This is a genomic window from Micromonospora sp. DT47, assembly GCF_049844475.1.
Classification (GTDB): Bacteria; Actinomycetota; Actinomycetes; order Mycobacteriales; family Micromonosporaceae; genus Micromonospora.
The window spans coordinates 392,734-411,799 of the sequence record NZ_JBNCLC010000003.1; the positions used below are offsets into that span (position 1 = coordinate 392,734).

The following is a 19,066-nucleotide window of genomic DNA, read 5'->3' on the forward strand; positions in this document are numbered from 1 at the left end:
ACGATCGCGGCGGAACCCGGGGACCGCGCAGGCGGCCTCGAGGAAAGGAGACAGTGATGGTGGAGTCCACCCCGACCGAGGTGACCGCCCTCTACGGCGGCCCGGCCACCCGGCGGGTACGCACCCGCGACCTGATCGCCGCCAAGGAGCGTGGCGACCGCTGGTCGATGCTCACCTCGTACGACCAGTACACCGCGTCGATCTTCGACCAGGCCGGCATCCCGGTGCTGCTGGTCGGCGACTCGGCGGCGAACAACGTCTTCGGCTACGAGACCACCCTGCCGGTGACCGCCGAGGAGCTGCTGCCGCTGGTCCGGGCCGTGGTCCGGGCGACCCGGCACTCGCTGATCGTCGGCGACCTGCCGTTCGGCTCGTACGAGGAGGGCCCGGCGCAGGCACTGCGCACGGCGGTGCGGTTCATGAAGGAGGGCGGCTGCCACGCCGTCAAGCTGGAGGGCGGGCGGCGCTGCGCGGAGCAGATCGCGGCGATCGTCGGCGCCGGCATCCCGGTGATGGCGCACATCGGCTTCACCCCGCAGAGCGAGCACACCCTGGGCGGCTACCGGGTGCAGGGGCGGGGCGACACCGCCGACGAGGTGCTCGCCGACGCCCGCGCGGTGGCCGAGGCGGGCGCCTTCGCGGTGGTGCTGGAGATGGTGCCGGGCGAGGTGGCCAAGCGGATCACCGCGGAGCTGACGATCCCGACGGTGGGCATCGGCGCCGGCCCGGACACCGACGCCCAGGTGCTGGTCTGGCAGGACATGGCCGGCCTGCGCACCGGCAAGGCGCCGCGCTTCGTCAAGCGCTACGCCGACCTGGCCGGGGCGCTGACCGAGGCCACCCACCGGTTCGCCGACGAGGTCCGCGGCGGCCAGTTCCCCGCCGCCGAGCACACCTTCTGACGTACGACGGGGAGCGGGGCGGCACGGGCCCGCACCGCTCCCCTCGCGTCCTCCGGCACCCGACCCGCCGCGCTGTCGTCGTCGGGCGGACCGGCCGGTCGGGCGCATCAGCCCACGCAGAACTCGTTGCCCTCCGGGTCGGCGAGCTGGACCGAGTAGTAGTCGTTCTCCGGGTCGTCCATCGCTCCAAGCACCCGAGCCCCGAGGGCCGTCAGCCGGTCCACCTCGGCGTCGACCCTGGTCCGCCGCTCTGCCAGGGGGACCGCCCGGCCACCACCCACCTTCAGGTCGATGTGCAGCCGGTTCTTGACCGACTTCAGCTCCGGCACCGGCTGGAACCAGATCCGTGGCCCCGCCCCGGTCGGATCCTCCAACCGGTCCAGGGAGTCGCCCTCGCCGAGTTCGTCGGCCGGAACGCCGACCGCCAGGTACCAGTCCCGCCAGGTCGGGTGCCCTTCCGGCGGCGGCTGCGGCCGGTACCGCAGCGCCTCCGCCCAGAACGCGACGAGCCGTGCCGGGTCCCGACAGTCGATCACCAGTTGCCATTCCATCCCGCGATGATGCCCCGCCGGTACGACAGCGTCGCCGCGGGGCCGATTTCGTCGTACACCTGTTCTAATCTGTTGGCGTGATCGATGAGCTGGGGCGGGCGGATTGGGCGGTGCGGGCCGCTACCGGCACCCCTGCCTGGTCTCTGTCCGACGCTGAGCTCGTGGCGGCCCTCGATGCCGTGCATGCCTTGGAGCAATGCCTGGCGACGGTCAAGCTGACCCTGGTCCGGGAGTTCGACGGCAGCGGTGTCGCCGTACCCCACGGCGCCTCCTCCACCGCCGTCTGGCTCCGGGAGAGGTGGCGGCTCCCCATTGGCCGGGCTCGCCGCCTGGTGGCAGACGCCGCAGCGCTCGGCGCGACGGCGCCGACCGCGGACGCGGTCGCCCGGGCCGCCCTCGATTCGGAGGAGGCGCGGGCTGCCCGCGACCGCCACCTCACCCTTTCTGACCTGCACGACGGGCGGTTCCGGCTCGCGGGCACCCTGGACGCGGAGACAGCCGCGTCGCTCACCTCCGCACTCGCGCCGCTGACAACACCGGCAGGGTCGGATGACAGCCGTACGCCCGGGCAGCGCCGCCACGACGCGCTCGGCGACCTCTGCCGACTCGCCCTGCGGTCCGAGGAACTGCCCGAGCACGGCGGCGATGCGGCGCAGATCGTGGTCACCACCAGCTACGACGCGGTGAGCCGGCAGCTCGGTGTCGGCAGCCTCGACACCGGCACGGCCCTGACCCCCGCCACGGTTCGCCGGCTGGCCTGCGACGCGGCCGTCCTGCCGGCGGTCCTCGGCGGAAACGGTAAGATCCTCGACCTTGGACGGCAGCGTCGCCTCATCACCGGACCGCTCCGACGGGCCCTCGTGTTGCGCGACAACGGCTGTGCCTTTCCCGGCTGCGACCGCCCGCCCCGCTGGTGCGACGGCCACCACGTGGTGCACTGGGCCGACGGCGGGAAGACCGCACTGCGCAATTCCGTCCTGCTCTGCCGCCACCATCACCGGCAGATGCACCACAGCGACTGGCGCGTCAGGATCGCCGCCGACGGGCGGCCCGAGTTCGTGCCGCCCGCCTGGTTGGACCCGCAGGGCGTGCCCCGTCGCAACCCCTACCACCGGCGGACGTGAGTCCCTCGCATCCGGACTCACCCGGAACGCGCTCGGCCGGCCACAGTGCGCGACGCGGTGGGCCGGGAACGCGTGGAGCCCCGCGACGGACGGTCGGCCGGCCTTGCGCTGCTCGGCCGACCCGGCTCAGAGGTCGGTGACGCGGATGCCGGCGTGTGCCTTGTAGCGCTTGTTGATGGCGATCAGGTTGGCGGTGAACGCCTCGATCTGGTGGGCGTTGCGCAGCCGGCCCGCGTAGATGCCGCGCATGCCGGGGATCCGGGCGGCGAGCGCGCCGACGATGTCGACGAGTTCCCGGTCCTCGGTGCAGATGAGCACGTCGAGCTCGATCCGGTCGATCTCCGGGTCGGCCAGCAGCGGCGCGCTGACGTGGTTGAACGCCGCGCACACCCGGGAATCCGGGAGCAGCCCGGCGGCCTGCTGCACGGCGCTGCCCTCGGGCACGGTCAGGGCGTACGGGCCCTGCTTGTCGAAGCCGAGCGGGTTGACGCAGTCGACGACGATCTTGCCGGCGAGCGGCTCGGCGAGAGCGGCGACCGTGACGGCGTGGCCGTCCCACGGCACGGCGATGACCACCACGTCGCTGCGCCGGGCCACCTCGTCGTTGTCAGCGCCAGTCACGTCCACGCCGGCCGGCGTCCCGGGCAGCGCCGCGATCTCGGCGGCGGCCTCCGCGGCCCGCTCGGCAAATCGGGAACCGATCAGCACGGTCTGCCCGGCCCGGGCGAACCGGTAGGCGAGACCCCGCCCCTGGTCGCCGGTGCCACCGATGATGCCGATGGTCAGCCCGGACACGTCGGGCAGCGTGGTCGCGTCGTAAGCCATGCGGCCATCCTCGCAAACCGCGGCGATCGGCAGCAGCGCCGGCCGCTGTGAGAATCCCCGCTGCGCCCGGCACCGCGACCCACGCGTGTGCGCAGCGTCCGCCGCGAGCGCGGAGCCCGCGGCGGGCGCGGGCGCGGCTCAGTCCAGCTTCAAGAGGACCTTGCGCTGCTCCGGGTCGGCGGTCACCAGGCGTACCCGGACCCGCTCACCGAGCGGCAGCTCGCCGGTGCAGCGGGCACGGACCGGCGGGTCGTCCAGCGCCACCGTCCCGCCGGGCTGCCGGCCCGGCTTCTGCTGCCCGTTGGCCGGGACGTCGGTGTCCAGCACCGCGGCGGAGAAGGTCTCCCCCACCCGGTGTTCGAGCAGCACCGCCTCGGCCAGCTCGATGGCGCCCCGGGTGGCGGCGCCCGCGGTCCGGTCGGTCGTGGCCATCACCTCGGGCAGCTTCGGCAGCGCCGCCCGCGCCCAGTCGGGCACCGGCCGGCCCTCGTGCAGGGCGAGGCAGACCTCCGTCGCGTACCGGTCGGCCAGCCGGCGCAGCGGGGCCGTGACGTGGGCGTACGCGGCCGCGACCCCGCCGTGCTCCGGCTGCTCGGGCAGTTCGCCGTCGAACGCGGTGTACGCCGCCCCGCGCATCAGCTCGGCCGCCTGGTCGATGAAGGCGGCGGCGCGCGGCTGGGAGGCGTCCAGCCGGACCAGGATCTCGCCCACGCCCACACCGTCCGGCCAGTCCACGCCCAGCGGGGCGGCCGCCGCGCGCAGCCGGGCCACCGCCTCCGGCTTCGGTGGTGGCATGGTGCGCAGCAGGCCGACCCCCCCGGCCAGCATGATGTCGGCGGCGGCCATCCCGGTCAGCAGGGAGATCTGTGCGTTGTGTTCCTCCATCGGGACGGGGCCGCGCAGCACCAGCCGCCAGCCGTCGCCGTCCGGTTCGACGTCCTGCTCCGGCAGCGGCAGGTTGATCGCGCCGCGGCGCAGGCCGCGGGCGGTGAGCAGGGCGCCGATCTCGGGCAGCAGCGCGATCGGCTCGGGCAGCCGCCCGGCGTCGGCGTCGGCCTGCACGCCGACGTAGTCCAGCTTGGCGCGGCTGCGGACGCGGGCGCGTTCCAGCGCGACGGCGACCGTGGCGCCGTCGCCGTCGAGGTCGATGGTCCAGACCACGGCCGCCCGGTCGGCGTCCGGCAGCAGGCTGGCCGCGCCCTCGCTGAGGGTGTGCGGGTGCAGCGGCACGTTGCCGTCGGGCAGGTAGACGGTCTGGCCGCGCCGCCAGGTCTCCTCCTCCAGGGCGCCGCCCGGGCGTACGTGCGCGGCGACGTCGGCGATCGCGTACCGCACCCGGTAGCCGCCGCCCGGTCGGCGGCTGAGGTGCATCGCCTGGTCGAGGTCGCGCGAGGTCGCCGGGTCTACCGTGACGAACGGGACGTCGGTGCGGTCGGCCCCGGCGGGCAGCGGCGCGGCGGCCGCCTCGTCCGCCTCACGCTGCGCCGCGGCCGGGAAGCTCTCGGGCAGTCCCAGCTCGCGGCGCAGCGCGCCGAAGTCGATGCGGGGCGCCAGTACGCGTCGGATGACCACGGGGTCAATCTTGGCAGTGGGGCGGGCGATCCGCTCTCCGGCCCGGCGTGCCTCCGGTCAGGGGCAGGCCCCGACGTCAGCTGGTCGCCTTCCGGCCGCTCGCCGGCTTCGCCGTCGAGCGTCCGGCGACGACCCTCGTGCCGGCCGGCTTCCGGGCGGCGGTGAGCCGCTTGTGCGTGCCCGTCGAGGTGCTCGTCCTGGCCTCGACGGGGCCTACGGACGACGCCGCGGAGGTCGCCTTCCTCGCCGCCGACTTGCGCGTGGTGGTCGAGGAGGTGGCGGTGGCCTTCTTCGCCGGAGCCTTCTTCGCCGCCGCCTTGCGGGCGCCCCCGGTCGGGCGGGTCGAGGCGGCCTTCGTGGCGGTGGTTTTCTTCGCAGGGGCCTTCTTCGCCGCGGTCGTGGATTTCTTCGCGGCGGTCTTCTTCGCCGCCGGGCCGGCCTTCTTCACCGCCGCGGTGGCCTTCTTCCCGGTGGAGGTGACCTTCCGGGTGGCGGCCGTGGTCTTCGCGGGGGTCTTCTTCGCCGCCGTGGTCTTCTTCGCCGCCGTGGTCTTCTTCGCCGCCGTGGTCTTCGCCGCCGCCTTCCGCGCGGGAGTCTTCTTCGCCACCGCGGTGGTCTTCCTGGCGGGTGCCTTCTTGGCGGTGGCCTTGGTGGCGGGTGCCTTCTTCGCGGCGGTCTTGCTGGCCGGCGCCTTCCTCGCCGCGGACACGACCTTCTTGGCGGCGGCCTTCTTCGCGACCGCCTTCTTCGCCGGGACCCGGCCGGCTCCGGCGCCCGCGGCGTTCGGGGACGCCTTGGTGACCGTCGCCGTCCTGGCGGTAGTCGCGCCGACGGTCCGTTTCGCCCCGGCGGTCTTCTTCGCGGTCGTACCTTTGGCGGCCGGGCGGGTGGTGGCCTTACGTGCTTCGGCCATCTCGGTTCCCTCCTTGGGGGACATGCTCCCGCGTGCCTCCTCACGGAGGCACGGAGTTCCTCGACGCGGGCCGTCCCGCGCCGTTTTCAGCCCTCCCCGGCCCAACGGGCGTCCTCGGCCTCCCACGCTTCGTTGCGCTCCCGCACCTTCTGCAGGGCGTTCTCCGCGTCGGCGGCCGAGTCGTACGGTCCGAGAACGTGCTTCGCAGGGCACACGTCGGCATCGGTCTCGACCCGGTGGTGTCGTGTGCACCAGTAGTAGCGCCCACCACTTCCGCTGTCGTTCATGGGATCACTGTGCACCGCAAGCAGCCCGGCCGCCACCGGAACCGCCAAAAGTCGCCGACGACATCCACAGTAGACGTGGTACCGGGCCCGGGGGCCGGATCGGCGGATCCATGGCGGCCCGACGGGGCAGCCGGCGGGACGGTCGGTGGCGGAGAATTCACCGATGCGTTTCGGGGGACGGACATCAGCACGGGCCCGGCGGGGACTGCTCGTCACGGGGGTGGCGGTGACCGTCACCGTGGTCGGGCTGACGGTGGCGGTGCCGTTGCTGCGCGACCGCTCGCAGCAGCGGCTGGAACGGCGGGCCGACCGCGAGGTGACCGCGATTGCGCAGCGCGCGCGGGGCGAGCTGCTGGCCGATCCGTCTGCCCCGCGGGAGCGGCTGCGCCGCACCGCGGAGGCGGTGGACGGGGTGGAGGTGCTCACCCTCGAGGGTGCCGGGCCGGGCCGCGACGGGGTCCGGCTGGTGTTCCGGGTACGCGTGGCGAAGACCGCCTCGACGGTCTTCGGTTGGCAGCGGGCCACCGTGACGAGGTGCTTCGCCCAGGTGGTGCGTGGCACGTCCGGGCCGGCGGCACTGGAGCGGCTGCAGTGCCCGGCGTGAGCCTGGTCGGCGGTGGACGTTCCCTCGTACCCGGGTGAGCCGGATGGTCGCCCGTCCAGCCGACCACCCGGGCCGCCGGGCGGGCGCGGACGGGACGGGACGGCCGGCCGCCAGCGGCTAGAGTCGCCGGATGGGCGTACCGGACTACATCCTGCGGATGCGCAAGCACGTCGGCAACGACCTGCTGTGGCTGCCGAGCGTCAGCGCGGTGGTGTGCAACTCCGCCGGCGAGCTGCTGCTGGGCCAGCGCGCCGACGACGGCCGCTGGTCGGTGGTCAGCGGCTTCGTCGAGCCCGGTGAGCAGCCGGCGACCGCGGTGGTCCGCGAGGTCGAGGAGGAGACCGGCCTGCGGGTCGAACCGGTACGGCTGAGCAGCGTCGTCTCGCACCCGCACACCTATCCCAACGGCGACCGGTGCGAGTACCTCAACCTCGGCTTCCGCTGCCGGTTGGTCTCCGGTACCGCCCGGGTCAACGACGACGAGTCGCTCGCGGTGGAGTGGTTCCCGGCGGACCGGTTGCCCGAGCTGGACGCGCACGCCCGGCTGGTCATCGACCGGGCGCTGGCCGACGACCCGACCGCCTGGTATCTGCCGGCCGGCATGTCCTGGGAGGACCTCGCCGCCGCGCGCTGACCGCGGGCCGGCGTCGGGCTCCTCCACGGACGGGCTCAGGCCGGCGCCGCGGCCGGCGCGGGCGCGCCGGCGGGTTCGGCACGCCCCGTGCGGATCGCCCAGGTCAACGCGTACGGGGTGCAGGCCAGGTAGAAGTTCGGCTCGGTGAGCACCAGGTCGGTGATGAGGAACCGTTCCCAGCTGGTCGGTCGGGGCAGCCCGAAGGACGAGTCCGTCCAGCAGGTGAGCAGCCAGAGCGGCGCGGAGACCCGGTCCACGGCGTCGGGTGGCGATTCGCCGCCGTACGCCAGCGGGTCGACGGCGGGGATGTTGGCGACCACGGTGAGGACCACCGCGACGTCCGCCGCCACGAAGGCCCCGAGCACGCCGACCGTCCAGGCGAGGCGGAGCCGCCCCCGCCGGGCCAGCCCGGCCGCCGCCCAGATCGCCAGGGTCAACCCGACCAACCAGAACAGCACCCCCGGCAGGGTGTTGGCGAGCTTCTCGCCGGCGCCGAGGACGCCGAACTCCACCAGCAGCACGACGGCCGCGACGGGCAGCCCGACGCCGAACGCGGTGGCCAGCGGACCGACCCGTACGCCGTGCCGGGCCGCCCGGGCGACGAGCACGGCCAGCAGCACGCCCAGCCCGGCGGTCAGCGCGGACCAGAGCGGCAGCTGCATCGCATCGGCCCAGCCGGCCACCGGGAGCAGTGCGTGGTACACCGTGTTCATCGCGAACACCGCCGCGGCGACCACGATCGCGACGCAGGCGGCCGGGGCGAGCAGCAGCGCGGCAGCGGTACGCCGGAGCTGCCGGTGGAACACCGCGCGGTCCACCACCGGGGTGGCCGGGCGGCTGGCCGCCAGGCTGGCCGCGAAGCGCAGCATCCGCGCCCGTTGCCGGCGCTCCGCCAGCACGTGCAGCTCGGCCGCCCACTCCCGGTGCAGCTCGTCGCGGAGCGCGGCGGGCCAGCGGCGGACCGCCGCCCGGAGCAGGGCCTCGGCGACGCGCCGGGTCACCATGCGGGGGCCCCTGCCGGGCCGCCGAAGGACGGGCCGGCCTCGGGGGTGAGCGCCCGCAGCTCGGCGAGCGCCTGCCGGGCGGCGACCATCCCGTCAGCGGTGAGCCGGTAGTAGCGCCGGGCGGGCCGACCGGCGGCGGCCGGATCGACCGCCTCCCAGTCGGCGGCAAGCCAGCCGGCGTCCTGGAGCCGGTGCAGCACCGGGTAGAGGGTGCCGCTGGGCAGGCCGGTCAGCTTCATCAGGTCCAGGCCGTAGCGCTCGGCGTCGGGCTCGACGAGCAGCGCCGAGAGCACCTTGGCGACCGGGATGGTCATCCGCATGGCAGGGACTATATCGCAACTCTACATAGGGTGCGGGTCCACTTCGGTCCACAGGGCTGCGATGGCGGCGTTTGACGCCTCCGGCGCCGCCCCCGTTTCGCCGCCATGCCGAGGGGTACGCGCCGCAGGACGGAGAGGAGGCGATGACCCGATGGCTGGGATCATGCTGCGCAGTACGGCGTTCAACGACCATGACCTGCTGCCCCCGCGTTTCGCCCGCGAAGGCGGCAACGTGTCACCGCCGCTGGAATGGGCGGACGTCCCGGCGCCGACCACAGAGCTGGTTCTGCTGGTGGAGGACCCGGACGCCGGGAAGGCGCCGTTCCTGCACTGGCTGGTGACCGGGATCGATCCGCAGTCCCGCGGCGTCGGCGAGGGCGAGGCGCCGCCGGGCGGCCGCGAATGGCCCAACGACTTCGGCGGCACAGGTTGGGGCGGGCCACACCCGCCCCGGCACGAGGATCCGCACCGTTACTTCTTCCGGCTGTACGCCTTGGAGAAGCCGATCGACCTGCCGGACGCGCCGCAGGCGACCGATGTGCACGAGGCGCTGGTCGACCACGAGATCGCCAGCGGCAACATGGTCGGCACCTTCTACCGCTGACCGGGCCGCCCGCCTCGACAGTCGGCAGACAGCGAGGTCGCAGCCTTGATCAAGGCTGCGACCTGGTGGGCGACGGACGAGTCGACCTGTACGCCGGATTCTGTGCCAGCGCGTACCCCTCGCGGGATCCGCGCCGGCGGCGGCCATCCATCTCGGCCTGCCGTCGCCGACAGGCTCATGCGGCCTACCCGCAGACATCGGGCGGGCAGCCCTCGAGCGTCTGCGCCGAGCCGTCATCTTGCGGTGACGGCCCTTTCTTGGCCTTGCTCCGGGTGGGGTTTACCGAGCCACCCCGGTCACCCGGGGTGCTGGTGGGCTCTTACCCCACCGTTTCACCCTTACCGACCCGATGGGCCGGCGGTCTGTTTTCTGTGGCACTGTCCCGCGGGTCACCCCGGGTTGCCGTTAGCAACCACCCTGCCCTGTGGAGTCCGGACGTTCCTCGGCGACGGGCCGGAGCCCGTCGACGCGACCGCCCGGTCGACTCGTCCGTCGCGCCTTCATCCTAACGACGTGGCCGCGGATCTCATTTCCGCCCCGGGCGACCCGCCCCGCCCGCCACGCTTCGGACCATCCGCGTCATTGGTGCTATATCGTCCGAAGAGACCCATGAGGTATCAACCGGGCCGCCACGGGCGGGCTCCTGCGGTGGCGGTGCTTGCGGCAGCCGCCGCAGGGCAAGTGCGGCCGCGTGGTGCGGAACGGGGCGTACTAGCCTCGGGGCCCATGGATCTCTCGGACGCCGCGCTCCTGCTCGCCGCCGGTCTCGCCGCGGGAACGATGAACGCGGTGGCCGGGGGCGGTTCGCTCATCACCTTCCCCGCCATGATCGCGGTCGGCCTGCCGCCGGTGCCGGCGAACGTCAGCAACTCGGTCTCGGTCTGCCCCGGCTACCTGGCCAGCGTGGCGGGCAGCCGGGCGGACCTGCCGCCGGCCCGCCGGCTGGCGGCGCTGGTGCCCACAACGGTCGTCGGCACCGTGCTCGGTTGCCTGCTGCTGCTGGCCACCCCGGCCCGGGCCTTCGAGCTGGTCGTACCGTTCCTGGTGCTCGGCGCGACCGCGGTGCTGGCCTTCCAGGATCCGCTGCGCCGGCTGGTCGGGCATCCGCGCGACCTGTCGCCGCGCCGCCGTACGGTCACCGTGCAGGCGATGGTCGGCCTCGGCGCCGTGTACGGCGGCTACTTCGGCGCGGCGCTCGGGGTGATGCTGGTCGCCGGGCTGGCCCTGGTGCTGGACGCGACGATGGCCCGGGTGACCGCGATCAAGAACCTGCTCTCCGCGGTGGTCGGGCTGACCACGGTGGCGATCTTCGCGCTCTTCGGCCCGGTGAACTGGGCGGCGGTCTCGGTGGTGGCGCCGGCCACCCTGGTCGGCGGGTACGTCGGGGCCAGGCTGGTCCGGCGGCTGCCGCCGGTGGTGCTCAAGACGCTGATCGTCGCCTTCGGCACGGTGATCGGCCTCTACCTGCTCTGGCGCGCGCTGGGCTGACCGGGTCGGTGAGGTTGGCGTTGGCCGCCGATCACCAGGATGCCGGCGACCAGGCCGAGGCCCCAGCGGTGACCACGCAGAGGGTGATGAACGCCGGCTTGCGGTAGGTGGCGAAAATCTGACCCACGCGTACGGGCGCCTGGCGATTGGCCGGCTCGCGCAGCTTGCGGGAGGACACCGCGAGGGCGAGCACCATGAAGACGCCGCAGGCGAAGAACGGCAGCCGACAGCTCACCTCGCCGAGCAGGCCGCCGATCAGCGGGCCGACGGCGAAGCCGAGACCGAGCGCGGTCTCGAGGAGGCCGACCATCCACCGCCTCCCATTTAGCTGTATCGTGCAGATAGTTCTGTTGTATCATACAGTTATGAGCGACGACCACGCGACGGGTACGGACCCGGACGAGATCACCCTCGGCCGGATCGAGACCGAGGTCGCCCTGCTGATGCGCCTGGTCGAGGCGACCCGCCGGGCCACCGGCACCGCGGAGCACCGGGTGCTGGACCGGGCGGCGTACGTGATCCTGCGGCACCTGAGCGCCGCCGGCCCGCAGAACGTCTCGGCGCTCGCGGCCCGGCTCAACCTGGACGGCTCGACGGTGACCCGGCAGGTCTCCGCCATGCAGCGCGACGGCCTGATCGCCCGCGCCCCCGATCCGGCGGATGGCCGCGGCACGGTCATCTCCCCCACCGCCGCCGGTCTGCAGCGGATGGCCGCCGTCCAGGCGGCCCGCACCCGGCTCTACGGCGACCTTCTCGCCGACTGGACCGGCGACGACCGGGACACCCTGGCAACGATGCTGCGCCGGCTCAACGAGGCCCTCGAAACCCGCAGCCGCCGCCGCTGAGCGGACGGTCACGGCTCTCCCCGCCGGTTCTACGGGGCGGTCCGGCCTGGGCCGTCGTGCGCTCCAGGAGGCCGTCCGGGGCGGTGGGGCTGCGGACGCTGTGGAGCTGATGTCACGAACGGATCAGCCGACCGGGGCCGGGCTGCGGACCCTCCGGGCTGACCTCACAAACGAATCAGGGCCGGATGTCCGGCCCTGATCCGTTTACGACATCAGCTCTACAGCGTCCGAACAGGGTGGGCCGGACCGTCCCACGCCGGCCGCCCGGGCATCCTCCGACGAGCCGCCCGGGACCCTCGGAAAAGCCGCCCGGACGCCCTCGGAGGAACCGGACGCTCTCGGAGTAACCGCCCGGACCCCTGGAGGAGCCGCCGGCCGCCCCGGAGCGGCCGCCCGGACGCCGTCGATGCGGGCGCCCGGGCGGACCGCCGGTTCAGGCGACCGGCTCGCGGGCGGAGTCGGCGTCGCTGTCGGGGCCGGGGGCGACCCGTGGGTCGCCCTCGTCGGCGAAGTAGTCGTCCGGCGTGGTGCCGTCGACCCCCTCCGCGACCTTCGCCGCCCGGAGCGCCAGCGTCACCAGTGCCGCGACCAGCAGGTTCACCAGCACGGCAACGATGCCGACGTAGATCGTCATCTTGGTGTCGAGGCCGAACTTCTCCAGCGGGAATCCGGAGCCGCCAAAGTGCTTGCGGTTGAGCGCGGCGTTGGGATGCGGGATCTGGTAGAGCATCCACATACCCAGCCCCATGCCGGCCGCCCAGCCGGCGATCAGGGCGTTCCGGTGGAACCAGCGGGTGTAGATACCGAGCGCCACCGCCGGCAGCGTCTGAAGAATGATCACGCCGCCGATGAGCTGTAGGTCGATGGAGAACTGCGGGTCGAGGAAGACGATGCAGGCGACCGCCCCGACCTTCACCGCCAGCGACGTGATCTTCGAGACGTTCGCCTCCTGCGCCGGGCTGGCGTCCCGCTTCAGGTACTCCTTGTAGATGTTGCGGGTGAACAGGTTCGCCGCCGCGATCGACATGATCGCCGCCGGCACCAGCGCTCCGATCCCGATCGCCGCATACGCGACGCCGGCGAACCAGTCCGGGAACTGCTGGTCGAACAGGACCGGCACCACGGTGTTGCTGTCCACCGTGCCCTGGGTCGCCCCGGGCAGTGGCTTCACCCCGGCCGCGATCGCCATGTAGCCGAGCAGCGCGATCAGCCCGAGCAGCAGGCTGTACGCCGGCAGCGCGGACATGTTTCGCTTGATCACGTCGCGGTTCCGGCCAGCCAGCACGCCGGTGATGCTGTGCGGGTAGAGGAAGAGCGCCAACGCCGAGCCGAACGCCAGGGTGACGTACTGGAGCTGGTTGTTGGCGTTGAGCAGGATGCCGTCCCCCGGCGCCGGACTCGCCTTGAACTTCGCGTCGGCGGCGTCGAAGATGCCGCCCCAGCCGCCGAGCTTGTACGGCAGGTAGATGACCGCCACCAGGATCACGATGTAGATCAGCGTGTCCTTGACGAACGCGATCAGCGCTGGCGCACGCAGCCCCGACTGGTAGGTGTAGGCCGCCAGGATCGCGAACGCGATGATGATCGGCAGGTGCCGGGCCACCGCGTTGTCGCCGGTCACCCCCATGGTCTTCAGCACCGCCTCGATGCCGACCAGTTGCAGCGCGATGTAGGGCATGGTGGCGACGATGCCGGTGATCGCGACCAGCAGCGCCAGCACCGGCGAGTCGAACCGGCTACGGACGAAGTCGGCCGGGGTGACGAAGCCGTGCCGGTGCGAGACCGACCAGAGCCGGACCAGCACCAGGAAGACCAGCGGGTAGATGACGATGGTGTACGGCACGGCGAAGAAGCCCATTGCGCCCGCGCCGAACACCAGCGCCGGCACCGCGACGAAGGTGTACGCGGTGTAGAGGTCACCGCCGACCAGGAACCAGGTGATCCAGCCGCCGAAGTTTCGCCCGCCCAGCCCCCACTCGTCGAGGTGGGCCATGTCCTTCGGCGCGCGCCACCGGGCGGCCACGAACCCCATCGCGCTGACCAGCAGGAAGAGGAACGAGAAGACGATGATCTCGGTGAGATGATCCCGCCACATCACCGCTCACCCCGCTTCTTGGTCATCTGGTAGACCAGCGTGGTGGTGGCCACGCCGAGCAGGATGTAGGCCAGTTGCAGCCAGTAGAAGCGCGGGAAGCCGAACAACCGGGGTGAGTCCGCATTGAAGAACGCCGGGATCAGCGGCACCACGATCGGGATAAAAAGCAACCAGTTCCAGGGACTGTGGTCCTTCGCCCTGGACGACGCCGTTTGCGGCGCCTCCGGTTCCGGTGCAGCCATGTGACACACCTCCGGGAAGTCGTAACTCGCCATGTGACGGCCGGAGGCTACGACTCGGTGAGCGCGGTCACGATCATCCGGGGGGCGGAGCTGCGCCGAACGGCCGCCCGCCTGCGCCGAACGGCGTCGGCAGGCGGCCGGCGGCCGGCGGGATCAGCGGCCGGCGAGGTGGGCGGTGTCGTTGACCGAGCGGACCGCGACCCCGCCGTCGGGCCACATGTCCAGCACCGAGATGCCGGCCGCGTCGAGGTAGAGCCGGTGCAGGAACGCGTCGCCTGCCGCGAGGGCGTCGCGCAGTGCCAGCTTGATCGGCGAGACGTGCGAGACCACCACCACGGTCTCCCCCGGGTACGCCTCGCGCAGCGCCGCGACCGCCCGGTCGACCCGCTCGGCGACGGTGGCGAACGACTCCCCGCCGGGCGGCGCGATCCGGGTCGAGGCGAGCCAGGCGTCCAACTCGCCCGGCCACCCCTCGCGTACCTCGGCGAAGGTCTTCCCGTCCCAGTCGCCGAAGTCGCACTCGACCCAGTCGTCCTGCCGGCGCACCGGCAGGCCGCCGAGCGCGTCGGCGATCGCCTCGGCGGTGGCCGTACACCGGGACAACGGGGAACTGACCACGGCCGCGACGGACGGGGCCAGCTCGGCCACCCGCTCGGCCGTGGCCCGGGCCTGGGCCCGGCCCTGGTCGGAGAGGGGGACGTCGGCGCGGCCGGCGTAGCGGTGCTGGACGGTCCATTCCGTCTCGCCGTGCCGGACCAGGATCAGCCGGGTCGCGGTGAAGCTCGGCCGCGGCTCCCAGGAGGGCTTGATGGTGGCCGGGTCGGTGCCGGCGTTGCGGGTGGCGGCCCGGGCGGCCACCTCGCGGGGCGGCTCGACCTCCACCGCCCGCTTCGCCGGCTTGCCGGCGGCGGCATCCATCGCCGCGTTGGCGAGCGCGTCGGCGTGCCGGTTGCGCTCCCGGGGGATCCAGCTGAACCGGACCGCGTCGAAGCGGTCCACCAGCACGGCGGCCCGGGCTGCGAGCGGACGCAGCCCCGGGTGCTTGATCTGCCAACGGCCGCACATCTGCTCGACCACCAGCTTGGAGTCCATCCGCGCCTCGACCTCGGCGGCGCCCAGCTCGGCCGCGGCCTCCAGCCCGGCGATCAGCCCTCGGTACTCGGCGACGTTGTTGGTGGCCGTCCCGATCGCCTCGGAGCGCTCCACCAGCACCTCGCCGGAGGCCGGGTCCCGGACCACCGCGCCATAGCCGGCGGGCCCCGGGTTGCCCCGGGACCCGCCGTCGGCCTCGATGACGACCGCGCGCACGGCCACCGGGCTACAGGCCCGACTCGTTGGTGCGGACCATGATCCGCCGGCACTCCTCGCAGCGGACCACCTCGTCCGGGGCCGTCTTGCGGATCCGGGCCAGGTCCGCGCCGGAGATGTCCAGCCGGCAACCGCCGCACCGGCCGGCGGTGAGCAGCGCGGCGCCCAGGCCGGTGTCCTCGCGGATCTTGTCGTACAGGGCGACCAGGTCGGTCGGGAGGTCGCCGGCGAGGGGCTTGCGGGCGGCCCGCTTGAACTCCTCCTCCTTGGCGATCGCGGCCAGGCTGTCGTCGCGGCGCTGCTCGGCGGCCGCGCGCCGGTCACGCGCCTCGGCCAACCGCGCCTCAATCCCGTCGAGCCCCCCCTGGGCCGTCTCCCGCTGCTCCATCAGCTCCAGCTCGGCGTCCTCCAGGTCGCCCTGCCGACGGTTCAGCGAGGCCAGCTCGTGCTGGAGCGCCTCCAGCTCGCGGGCCGGGCCACTGCCCGCGGCGAGCCGGGCCTCGTCCTTGCTCTTGCGGGCCCGGACCTGCTCGACGTCCTTCTCCAGCCGGGCGATGTCCCGGTCCAGGTCGTCCACGGCGACCTGGGCGCGGACCCGCTCGTCCTCCAGCGCGGAGAGCTCGCGGGCCAGCCCCTCCAGCTCGGCCCGCTCGGGCAGCGCGCGGCGGCGGTGGGCGAGCTGGGCGAGGGCGGTGTCGATGGCCTGCAGATCGAGCAGGCGGCGCTGGACCTGGGGTTCAGCCTTCACGGTCGGGCTCCTTGTCGTCCAGTTCGGGCGCGGCGGCGTGCACGGTCCACGGATCGGTGTCCAGGTCGGACACCACGGTCTCGACGCCGAGGCCGGCCCGGAGGTGGGCGGCCAGGTCGTCCAGCCAGGGTCGTTCAGTCGCCCAGTGGGCGGCGTCCAGCAGGGCGGGTCCCCCGGCGGCGAGGTGCTCGCCCGCCGGGTGGTGCCGCAGGTCGGCGGTGAGGAACGCGTCCACCCCGGCGGCGGTCGCCTCGCTCAGGAAGGCGTCGCCGGAGCCACCGCTGACCGCGAGGGTACGCACGATACGCCCGGGATCGCCCGCGGCGCGAACGCCCCACGCCGTGACGGGGAGGACCGCGGCGGCGTGCCGGGTCAGCTCGGCCAGGGTCATCGGGGCGGGCAGGTCGCCGATCCGGCCGGTGCCCCGACCCGGGCCGTCGGCCGGGGAGCCGGGCGCCGGGCGGTGCAGTGGGCGCAGCCCGGTCAGCCCGAACCGGGCGGCGAGCGCGTCGGAGACGCCCGGGTCGGCGACGTCGGCATTGGTGTGCGCCACGTACAGGGCCACGCCGGCACGGATCAGGTCGTGCACGATCCGCCCCTTGTACGTGGTCGGGGCGACCGAGGAGACGCCACGCAGCAGCAGCGGGTGGTGCGCGACGATCATGTCGGCGCCGGCGGCGAGCGCCTCGGCCACCGTCTCCGGCACCACGTCGACCACGCAGGCGACCCGGCGTACCGGGTCGGTGGGCTCGCCGAGCACCAGGCCGACCCGGTCCCACTCCTCGGCCCACACGGAGGGGTAACGCCGCTCCAGCTCGGCCACCACGTCGGCGACGGTCGGCGGGGCCGCGGTTGTGCTCACGACGGGTCAGCTTACCGGCGCGGGCCGTCCGGCACGGTCACGCCCGCCGCAGTGTCCCCCGGCACGCCCCGCGCGATCCGGCTTGATCCACTCCGTTTCGGGGGGCCGGCCGGGCGGGACGAGGGCGGGGTCAGGCGGCCGAGGTGACCCGGGACCGGTCGGGCAGGGCGGCCACCGCGACCTCCCACGGGAAGGCGTGCAGGTGACGCTCACCGGAACCCGGCGGGTGCAGCGGGAAGACGTGGTCGCCGAAGAGCACCGTGGTCCCCCACTCGCGGAGCCGGGCCAGCCCGGCCTGGAAGGCCGGGTGCCGGGCCATGGCGGTGTTGGTGAAGGGGACCACCACCACCGGCAGTCCCCCACCCTGCCCCTCGACGAGCAGGCCCAGAGCCAGCGTGTCGGTGATCCCGGCCGCCCACTTGTTGACCGTGTTGACCGTGGCGGGGCAGACGATCATCGCGTCGGCGGGCGGCAGCAGGTCCGGGTCGCCCGGGTTCTTGTAGTGGGTGCGTACCGGGTGACCGGTCTGCCGGGCCAGCGCGGCCCGGTCGACGAACTTCGCCCCGTCCGGCGTGGTGATCACGCACACCTCCCAGCCGTCCTGCTGGGCCAGCTCGACGAGACGACCGATGTGGCGTGCCAGCGGCGAACCACAGGCGATGACGTAGAGCACCCCGCGGCGCTCGCTGCTCGGGTGCGGGCCGTTCATCCGGCCGGCACCGTCGTCATACTCCGACTCCCATGTGCTCAGCCAACTCCGCTATCGGCGGAGGCGGCGCACCCCGTGTGCGACGCAGCACGTCCGACATCACCTCGTGGGCGATCGGCCGGCAGCGGATCTCCGACGGCGCGAGCCGGTCGCCCAGCAGCAGCATCTCGCCCGCGTTGGCCACGTCGGCGATCTGGGCGAACCCGCGCGCGATGTCGAGCAGGTGGTGCGCGCGGCGCTCGGGCAGCAGCGCGTTGAACGCCGGCTCGGGGATCCGCTGGTGGATCTCCACCGCCCGCCCGCCGTCGCCCAGCTCGACCGCGGCGGCAGCGCGGTGCAGCTCCAGGTTGGTCGGGCCGAACGAGGTCCAGTAGCGGTTCTGGTCGCTGCCGAGCAGGGTGGCCGCCTCGTCGGCGCCGTTGAGCAGGTCGTCCACGGTGGCGGAGTCGCCGATCCGGGCGGCGGCCATCGCGCCCTGCAGCAGCAGCATCCCGTAGACGGAGAGCCGGTCCGGGTCGGCGTCGTTGCCGCCGCCGGGGGCGAGCCGGTTGGCGATGGTGACGTTCAGCTCCAGGGCGGGGCGGGCCCGGCCCATGGCGACCAGGGCGTTGCAGACCCGGGTGGTGGCGATGCCGGCCAGCAACTGGTCGTCGGCCCGCTGGGCGACCGCCATCGACCGGTCGGCGGCGAGCCAGGCCAGGTCGCACTCGCCGAGCTTGCGCAGCACCGAGGAGGCGATCTGGTAGACCTGCCCGAGCAGGTGGGCCGCCTCCTTCGCCTGGTCACCGCCGTAGCCGGCGTCGGCCGCCTGGGCGTCGCGCAGCAGCTTGGGCAGGGCCCGGGTCAGCATCCCGTAGCGGCCGTACTGGTAGGTGAGCCAGGCGTGGTTGACGGCCTTGCGCAAGTCGGTCAGCGGCGGCGGGTACGGCGCGGCGTCGAAGTACGCGCTCATCGAGTCGTACCGCTCCAGGGCGGCCCGGATCTCCTGCACCTCGATCTGGTCGATGCAGTTCAGCGCGTCGGTACGCCGCTCCGGATCCTTGCCGACCAGGAGTTGGACGTCGACCTGGAGGATGTCGGCGATCTCGTAGAGGACGGAGAACTTGTCCAGCCGGCGCACCCCGCGCTCGACCTTGTCGACCCAGCTCTTGGACTTGCCCAGGCGGTCGGCGAAGACCTGCTGCGACATCTTGCGCCGCCCGCGCCAGTAGGCCACCCGTCGCCCTATCGGCAGCTCGTCCATCCCCTGCTCCTCCCCCTCGTGTCGTCGTCCGGCCCCGCTCCGGACGACCCCCCGCGGGTGCGGTGATCCGTCCGTCTCAGGTTTTCGCTGGTCGCACAGGTTGTACGTCAGCCATACAGCCAGTCCTCGTAGTTTTCGTGCAAGTTGCACGAGCCGTTCGTCCGCTCAACGATCGCGGGTTACGGC

22 protein-coding genes and 1 other RNA gene are annotated in these 19,066 nt (G+C 73.4%); 7 read left to right on the forward strand and 16 right to left on the reverse strand.

Annotated features, from left to right (window positions below):
- Nucleotides 1–56 precede the first annotated feature (56 nt).
- The gene (panB, locus tag ACLQ2U_RS06870) at nucleotides 57–902 is read left to right on the forward strand and encodes a 3-methyl-2-oxobutanoate hydroxymethyltransferase (protein WP_425749683.1); all 846 of its coding nucleotides are present in this window, start codon (nucleotides 57–59) and stop codon (nucleotides 900–902) included.
- Nucleotides 903–1,009: 107 nt separating this feature from the next.
- Here panB and ACLQ2U_RS06875 read toward each other — a convergent pair whose 3' ends face one another.
- Nucleotides 1,010–1,453, reverse strand: coding sequence for a VOC family protein (locus ACLQ2U_RS06875; RefSeq protein WP_425749684.1), 444 nt, complete (start codon nucleotides 1,451–1,453; stop codon nucleotides 1,010–1,012).
- A gap of 161 nt (nucleotides 1,454–1,614) precedes the next feature.
- Here ACLQ2U_RS06875 and ACLQ2U_RS06880 point away from each other — a divergent pair, with 161 nt between their 5' ends.
- Nucleotides 1,615–2,577: a DUF222 domain-containing protein gene (locus ACLQ2U_RS06880; protein ID WP_425749685.1), complete on the forward strand. Its 963-nt coding sequence runs from the start codon at nucleotides 1,615–1,617 to the stop codon at nucleotides 2,575–2,577.
- Between the two features lie 126 nt (nucleotides 2,578–2,703).
- On the opposite strand, the gene npdG is transcribed toward ACLQ2U_RS06880, so the two are convergent.
- From npdG to ACLQ2U_RS06900, 4 genes are all read right to left on the reverse strand, one after another.
- The gene (gene npdG, locus ACLQ2U_RS06885) at nucleotides 2,704–3,402 is read right to left on the reverse strand and encodes an NADPH-dependent F420 reductase (protein WP_425749686.1); all 699 of its coding nucleotides are present in this window, start codon (nucleotides 3,400–3,402) and stop codon (nucleotides 2,704–2,706) included.
- Nucleotides 3,403–3,540: 138 nt separating this feature from the next.
- Nucleotides 3,541–4,974: an RNB domain-containing ribonuclease gene (locus tag ACLQ2U_RS06890; RefSeq protein ID WP_425749687.1), complete on the reverse strand. Its 1,434-nt coding sequence runs from the start codon at nucleotides 4,972–4,974 to the stop codon at nucleotides 3,541–3,543.
- A gap of 76 nt (nucleotides 4,975–5,050) precedes the next feature.
- Complete coding sequence (locus tag ACLQ2U_RS06895; RefSeq protein ID WP_425749688.1) at nucleotides 5,051–5,887, reverse strand: histone; 837 nt, start codon at nucleotides 5,885–5,887, stop codon at nucleotides 5,051–5,053.
- Between the two features lie 86 nt (nucleotides 5,888–5,973).
- Nucleotides 5,974–6,174 (reverse strand): hypothetical protein, encoded by a 201-nt coding sequence (locus ACLQ2U_RS06900; protein ID WP_425749689.1) that lies wholly within the window; start codon nucleotides 6,172–6,174, stop codon nucleotides 5,974–5,976.
- Between the two features lie 163 nt (nucleotides 6,175–6,337).
- On the opposite strand from ACLQ2U_RS06900, the gene ACLQ2U_RS06905 reads away from it, so the two are divergent.
- Nucleotides 6,338–6,778 (forward strand): hypothetical protein, encoded by a 441-nt coding sequence (locus ACLQ2U_RS06905; RefSeq protein ID WP_425749690.1) that lies wholly within the window; start codon nucleotides 6,338–6,340, stop codon nucleotides 6,776–6,778.
- A 130-nt stretch (nucleotides 6,779–6,908) separates the two neighbouring features.
- Nucleotides 6,909–7,412 (forward strand): NUDIX hydrolase, encoded by a 504-nt coding sequence (locus ACLQ2U_RS06910; protein WP_425749691.1) that lies wholly within the window; start codon nucleotides 6,909–6,911, stop codon nucleotides 7,410–7,412.
- A 35-nt stretch (nucleotides 7,413–7,447) separates the two neighbouring features.
- Here ACLQ2U_RS06910 and ACLQ2U_RS06915 read toward each other — a convergent pair whose 3' ends face one another.
- Both ACLQ2U_RS06915 and ACLQ2U_RS06920 read right to left on the reverse strand, forming a co-directional pair.
- Complete coding sequence (locus ACLQ2U_RS06915; RefSeq protein WP_425749692.1) at nucleotides 7,448–8,416, reverse strand: hypothetical protein; 969 nt, start codon at nucleotides 8,414–8,416, stop codon at nucleotides 7,448–7,450.
- Nucleotides 8,410–8,736 carry a PadR family transcriptional regulator gene (locus ACLQ2U_RS06920; RefSeq protein WP_425749693.1) on the reverse strand — a complete coding sequence of 109 codons (327 nt, stop codon included), beginning with the start codon at nucleotides 8,734–8,736 and terminating at the stop codon, nucleotides 8,410–8,412. Before ACLQ2U_RS06920 ends, ACLQ2U_RS06915 begins: the two co-directional genes overlap by 7 nt.
- A gap of 151 nt (nucleotides 8,737–8,887) precedes the next feature.
- Here ACLQ2U_RS06920 and ACLQ2U_RS06925 point away from each other — a divergent pair, with 151 nt between their 5' ends.
- Entirely contained in the window at nucleotides 8,888–9,340 is a 453-nt protein-coding gene (locus ACLQ2U_RS06925; RefSeq protein ID WP_425749694.1) for a YbhB/YbcL family Raf kinase inhibitor-like protein, read from the forward strand.
- A gap of 73 nt (nucleotides 9,341–9,413) precedes the next feature.
- Here the strand turns inward: ACLQ2U_RS06925 and rnpB are convergent.
- Nucleotides 9,414–9,828: RNase P RNA component class A (gene rnpB, locus ACLQ2U_RS06930), an RNA gene on the reverse strand.
- Nucleotides 9,829–10,066: 238 nt separating this feature from the next.
- On the opposite strand from rnpB, the gene ACLQ2U_RS06935 reads away from it, so the two are divergent.
- Entirely contained in the window at nucleotides 10,067–10,828 is a 762-nt protein-coding gene (locus ACLQ2U_RS06935) for a sulfite exporter TauE/SafE family protein (RefSeq protein ID WP_425749695.1), read from the forward strand.
- Nucleotides 10,829–10,859: 31 nt separating this feature from the next.
- Here ACLQ2U_RS06935 and ACLQ2U_RS06940 read toward each other — a convergent pair whose 3' ends face one another.
- On the reverse strand, nucleotides 10,860–11,138 hold the full coding sequence (locus ACLQ2U_RS06940) for an MFS transporter (protein ID WP_425749696.1): 279 nt from the start codon (nucleotides 11,136–11,138) through the stop codon (nucleotides 10,860–10,862).
- A gap of 55 nt (nucleotides 11,139–11,193) precedes the next feature.
- Between ACLQ2U_RS06940 and ACLQ2U_RS06945 the strand changes: the two genes are divergently transcribed.
- Complete coding sequence (locus ACLQ2U_RS06945; protein ID WP_425749697.1) at nucleotides 11,194–11,673, forward strand: MarR family winged helix-turn-helix transcriptional regulator; 480 nt, start codon at nucleotides 11,194–11,196, stop codon at nucleotides 11,671–11,673.
- 433 nt (nucleotides 11,674–12,106) lie between these two features.
- Here the strand turns inward: ACLQ2U_RS06945 and mctP are convergent, their stop codons facing one another.
- From mctP to ACLQ2U_RS06980, 7 genes are all read right to left on the reverse strand, one after another.
- The gene (gene mctP, locus ACLQ2U_RS06950) at nucleotides 12,107–13,768 is read right to left on the reverse strand and encodes a monocarboxylate uptake permease MctP (protein ID WP_425749698.1); all 1,662 of its coding nucleotides are present in this window, start codon (nucleotides 13,766–13,768) and stop codon (nucleotides 12,107–12,109) included.
- A complete protein-coding gene (locus tag ACLQ2U_RS06955; protein ID WP_425749699.1) occupies nucleotides 13,768–14,010 on the reverse strand; it encodes a DUF3311 domain-containing protein in 243 nt (80 codons plus the stop codon). Before ACLQ2U_RS06955 ends, mctP begins: the two co-directional genes overlap by 1 nt.
- A gap of 153 nt (nucleotides 14,011–14,163) precedes the next feature.
- Nucleotides 14,164–15,324 carry a bifunctional RNase H/acid phosphatase gene (locus ACLQ2U_RS06960; protein ID WP_425749700.1) on the reverse strand — a complete coding sequence of 387 codons (1,161 nt, stop codon included), beginning with the start codon at nucleotides 15,322–15,324 and terminating at the stop codon, nucleotides 14,164–14,166.
- Between the two features lie 4 nt (nucleotides 15,325–15,328).
- Complete coding sequence (locus ACLQ2U_RS06965) at nucleotides 15,329–16,066, reverse strand: zinc ribbon domain-containing protein (protein ID WP_425749701.1); 738 nt, start codon at nucleotides 16,064–16,066, stop codon at nucleotides 15,329–15,331.
- Complete coding sequence (locus ACLQ2U_RS06970; protein ID WP_425749702.1) at nucleotides 16,056–16,928, reverse strand: Nif3-like dinuclear metal center hexameric protein; 873 nt, start codon at nucleotides 16,926–16,928, stop codon at nucleotides 16,056–16,058. Before ACLQ2U_RS06970 ends, ACLQ2U_RS06965 begins: the two co-directional genes overlap by 11 nt.
- A gap of 130 nt (nucleotides 16,929–17,058) precedes the next feature.
- Nucleotides 17,059–17,637, reverse strand: coding sequence for a flavoprotein (locus ACLQ2U_RS06975; RefSeq protein ID WP_425749703.1), 579 nt, complete (start codon nucleotides 17,635–17,637; stop codon nucleotides 17,059–17,061).
- Between the two features lie 16 nt (nucleotides 17,638–17,653).
- On the reverse strand, nucleotides 17,654–18,880 hold the full coding sequence (locus tag ACLQ2U_RS06980) for a helix-turn-helix domain-containing protein (RefSeq protein WP_425749704.1): 1,227 nt from the start codon (nucleotides 18,878–18,880) through the stop codon (nucleotides 17,654–17,656).
- Nucleotides 18,881–19,066 lie beyond the last annotated feature (186 nt).

Excerpts from the sequence above, each read along its gene's own strand:
- panB (WP_425749683.1), top strand. The coding sequence starts at position 57 with ATGGTGGAGTCCACCCCGACCGAGGTGACCGCCCTCTACGGCGGCCCG.
- ACLQ2U_RS06875 (WP_425749684.1), bottom strand. The coding sequence starts at position 1,453 with ATGGAATGGCAACTGGTGATCGACTGTCGGGACCCGGCACGGCTCGTC.
- npdG (WP_425749686.1), bottom strand. The coding sequence starts at position 3,402 with ATGGCTTACGACGCGACCACGCTGCCCGACGTGTCCGGGCTGACCATC.
- ACLQ2U_RS06895 (WP_425749688.1), bottom strand. The coding sequence starts at position 5,887 with ATGGCCGAAGCACGTAAGGCCACCACCCGCCCGGCCGCCAAAGGTACG.
- ACLQ2U_RS06900 (WP_425749689.1), bottom strand. The coding sequence starts at position 6,174 with ATGAACGACAGCGGAAGTGGTGGGCGCTACTACTGGTGCACACGACAC.
- ACLQ2U_RS06905 (WP_425749690.1), top strand. The coding sequence starts at position 6,338 with ATGCGTTTCGGGGGACGGACATCAGCACGGGCCCGGCGGGGACTGCTC.
- ACLQ2U_RS06910 (WP_425749691.1), top strand. The coding sequence starts at position 6,909 with ATGGGCGTACCGGACTACATCCTGCGGATGCGCAAGCACGTCGGCAAC.
- ACLQ2U_RS06915 (WP_425749692.1), bottom strand. The coding sequence starts at position 8,416 with ATGGTGACCCGGCGCGTCGCCGAGGCCCTGCTCCGGGCGGCGGTCCGC.
- ACLQ2U_RS06920 (WP_425749693.1), bottom strand. The coding sequence starts at position 8,736 with ATGCGGATGACCATCCCGGTCGCCAAGGTGCTCTCGGCGCTGCTCGTC.
- ACLQ2U_RS06925 (WP_425749694.1), top strand. The coding sequence starts at position 8,888 with ATGGCTGGGATCATGCTGCGCAGTACGGCGTTCAACGACCATGACCTG.
- ACLQ2U_RS06935 (WP_425749695.1), top strand. The coding sequence starts at position 10,067 with ATGGATCTCTCGGACGCCGCGCTCCTGCTCGCCGCCGGTCTCGCCGCG.
- ACLQ2U_RS06940 (WP_425749696.1), bottom strand. The coding sequence starts at position 11,138 with ATGGTCGGCCTCCTCGAGACCGCGCTCGGTCTCGGCTTCGCCGTCGGC.
- ACLQ2U_RS06945 (WP_425749697.1), top strand. The coding sequence starts at position 11,194 with ATGAGCGACGACCACGCGACGGGTACGGACCCGGACGAGATCACCCTC.
- mctP (WP_425749698.1), bottom strand. The coding sequence starts at position 13,768 with ATGTGGCGGGATCATCTCACCGAGATCATCGTCTTCTCGTTCCTCTTC.
- ACLQ2U_RS06955 (WP_425749699.1), bottom strand. The coding sequence starts at position 14,010 with ATGGCTGCACCGGAACCGGAGGCGCCGCAAACGGCGTCGTCCAGGGCG.
- ACLQ2U_RS06975 (WP_425749703.1), bottom strand. The coding sequence starts at position 17,637 with ATGAACGGCCCGCACCCGAGCAGCGAGCGCCGCGGGGTGCTCTACGTC.
- ACLQ2U_RS06980 (WP_425749704.1), bottom strand. The coding sequence starts at position 18,880 with ATGGACGAGCTGCCGATAGGGCGACGGGTGGCCTACTGGCGCGGGCGG.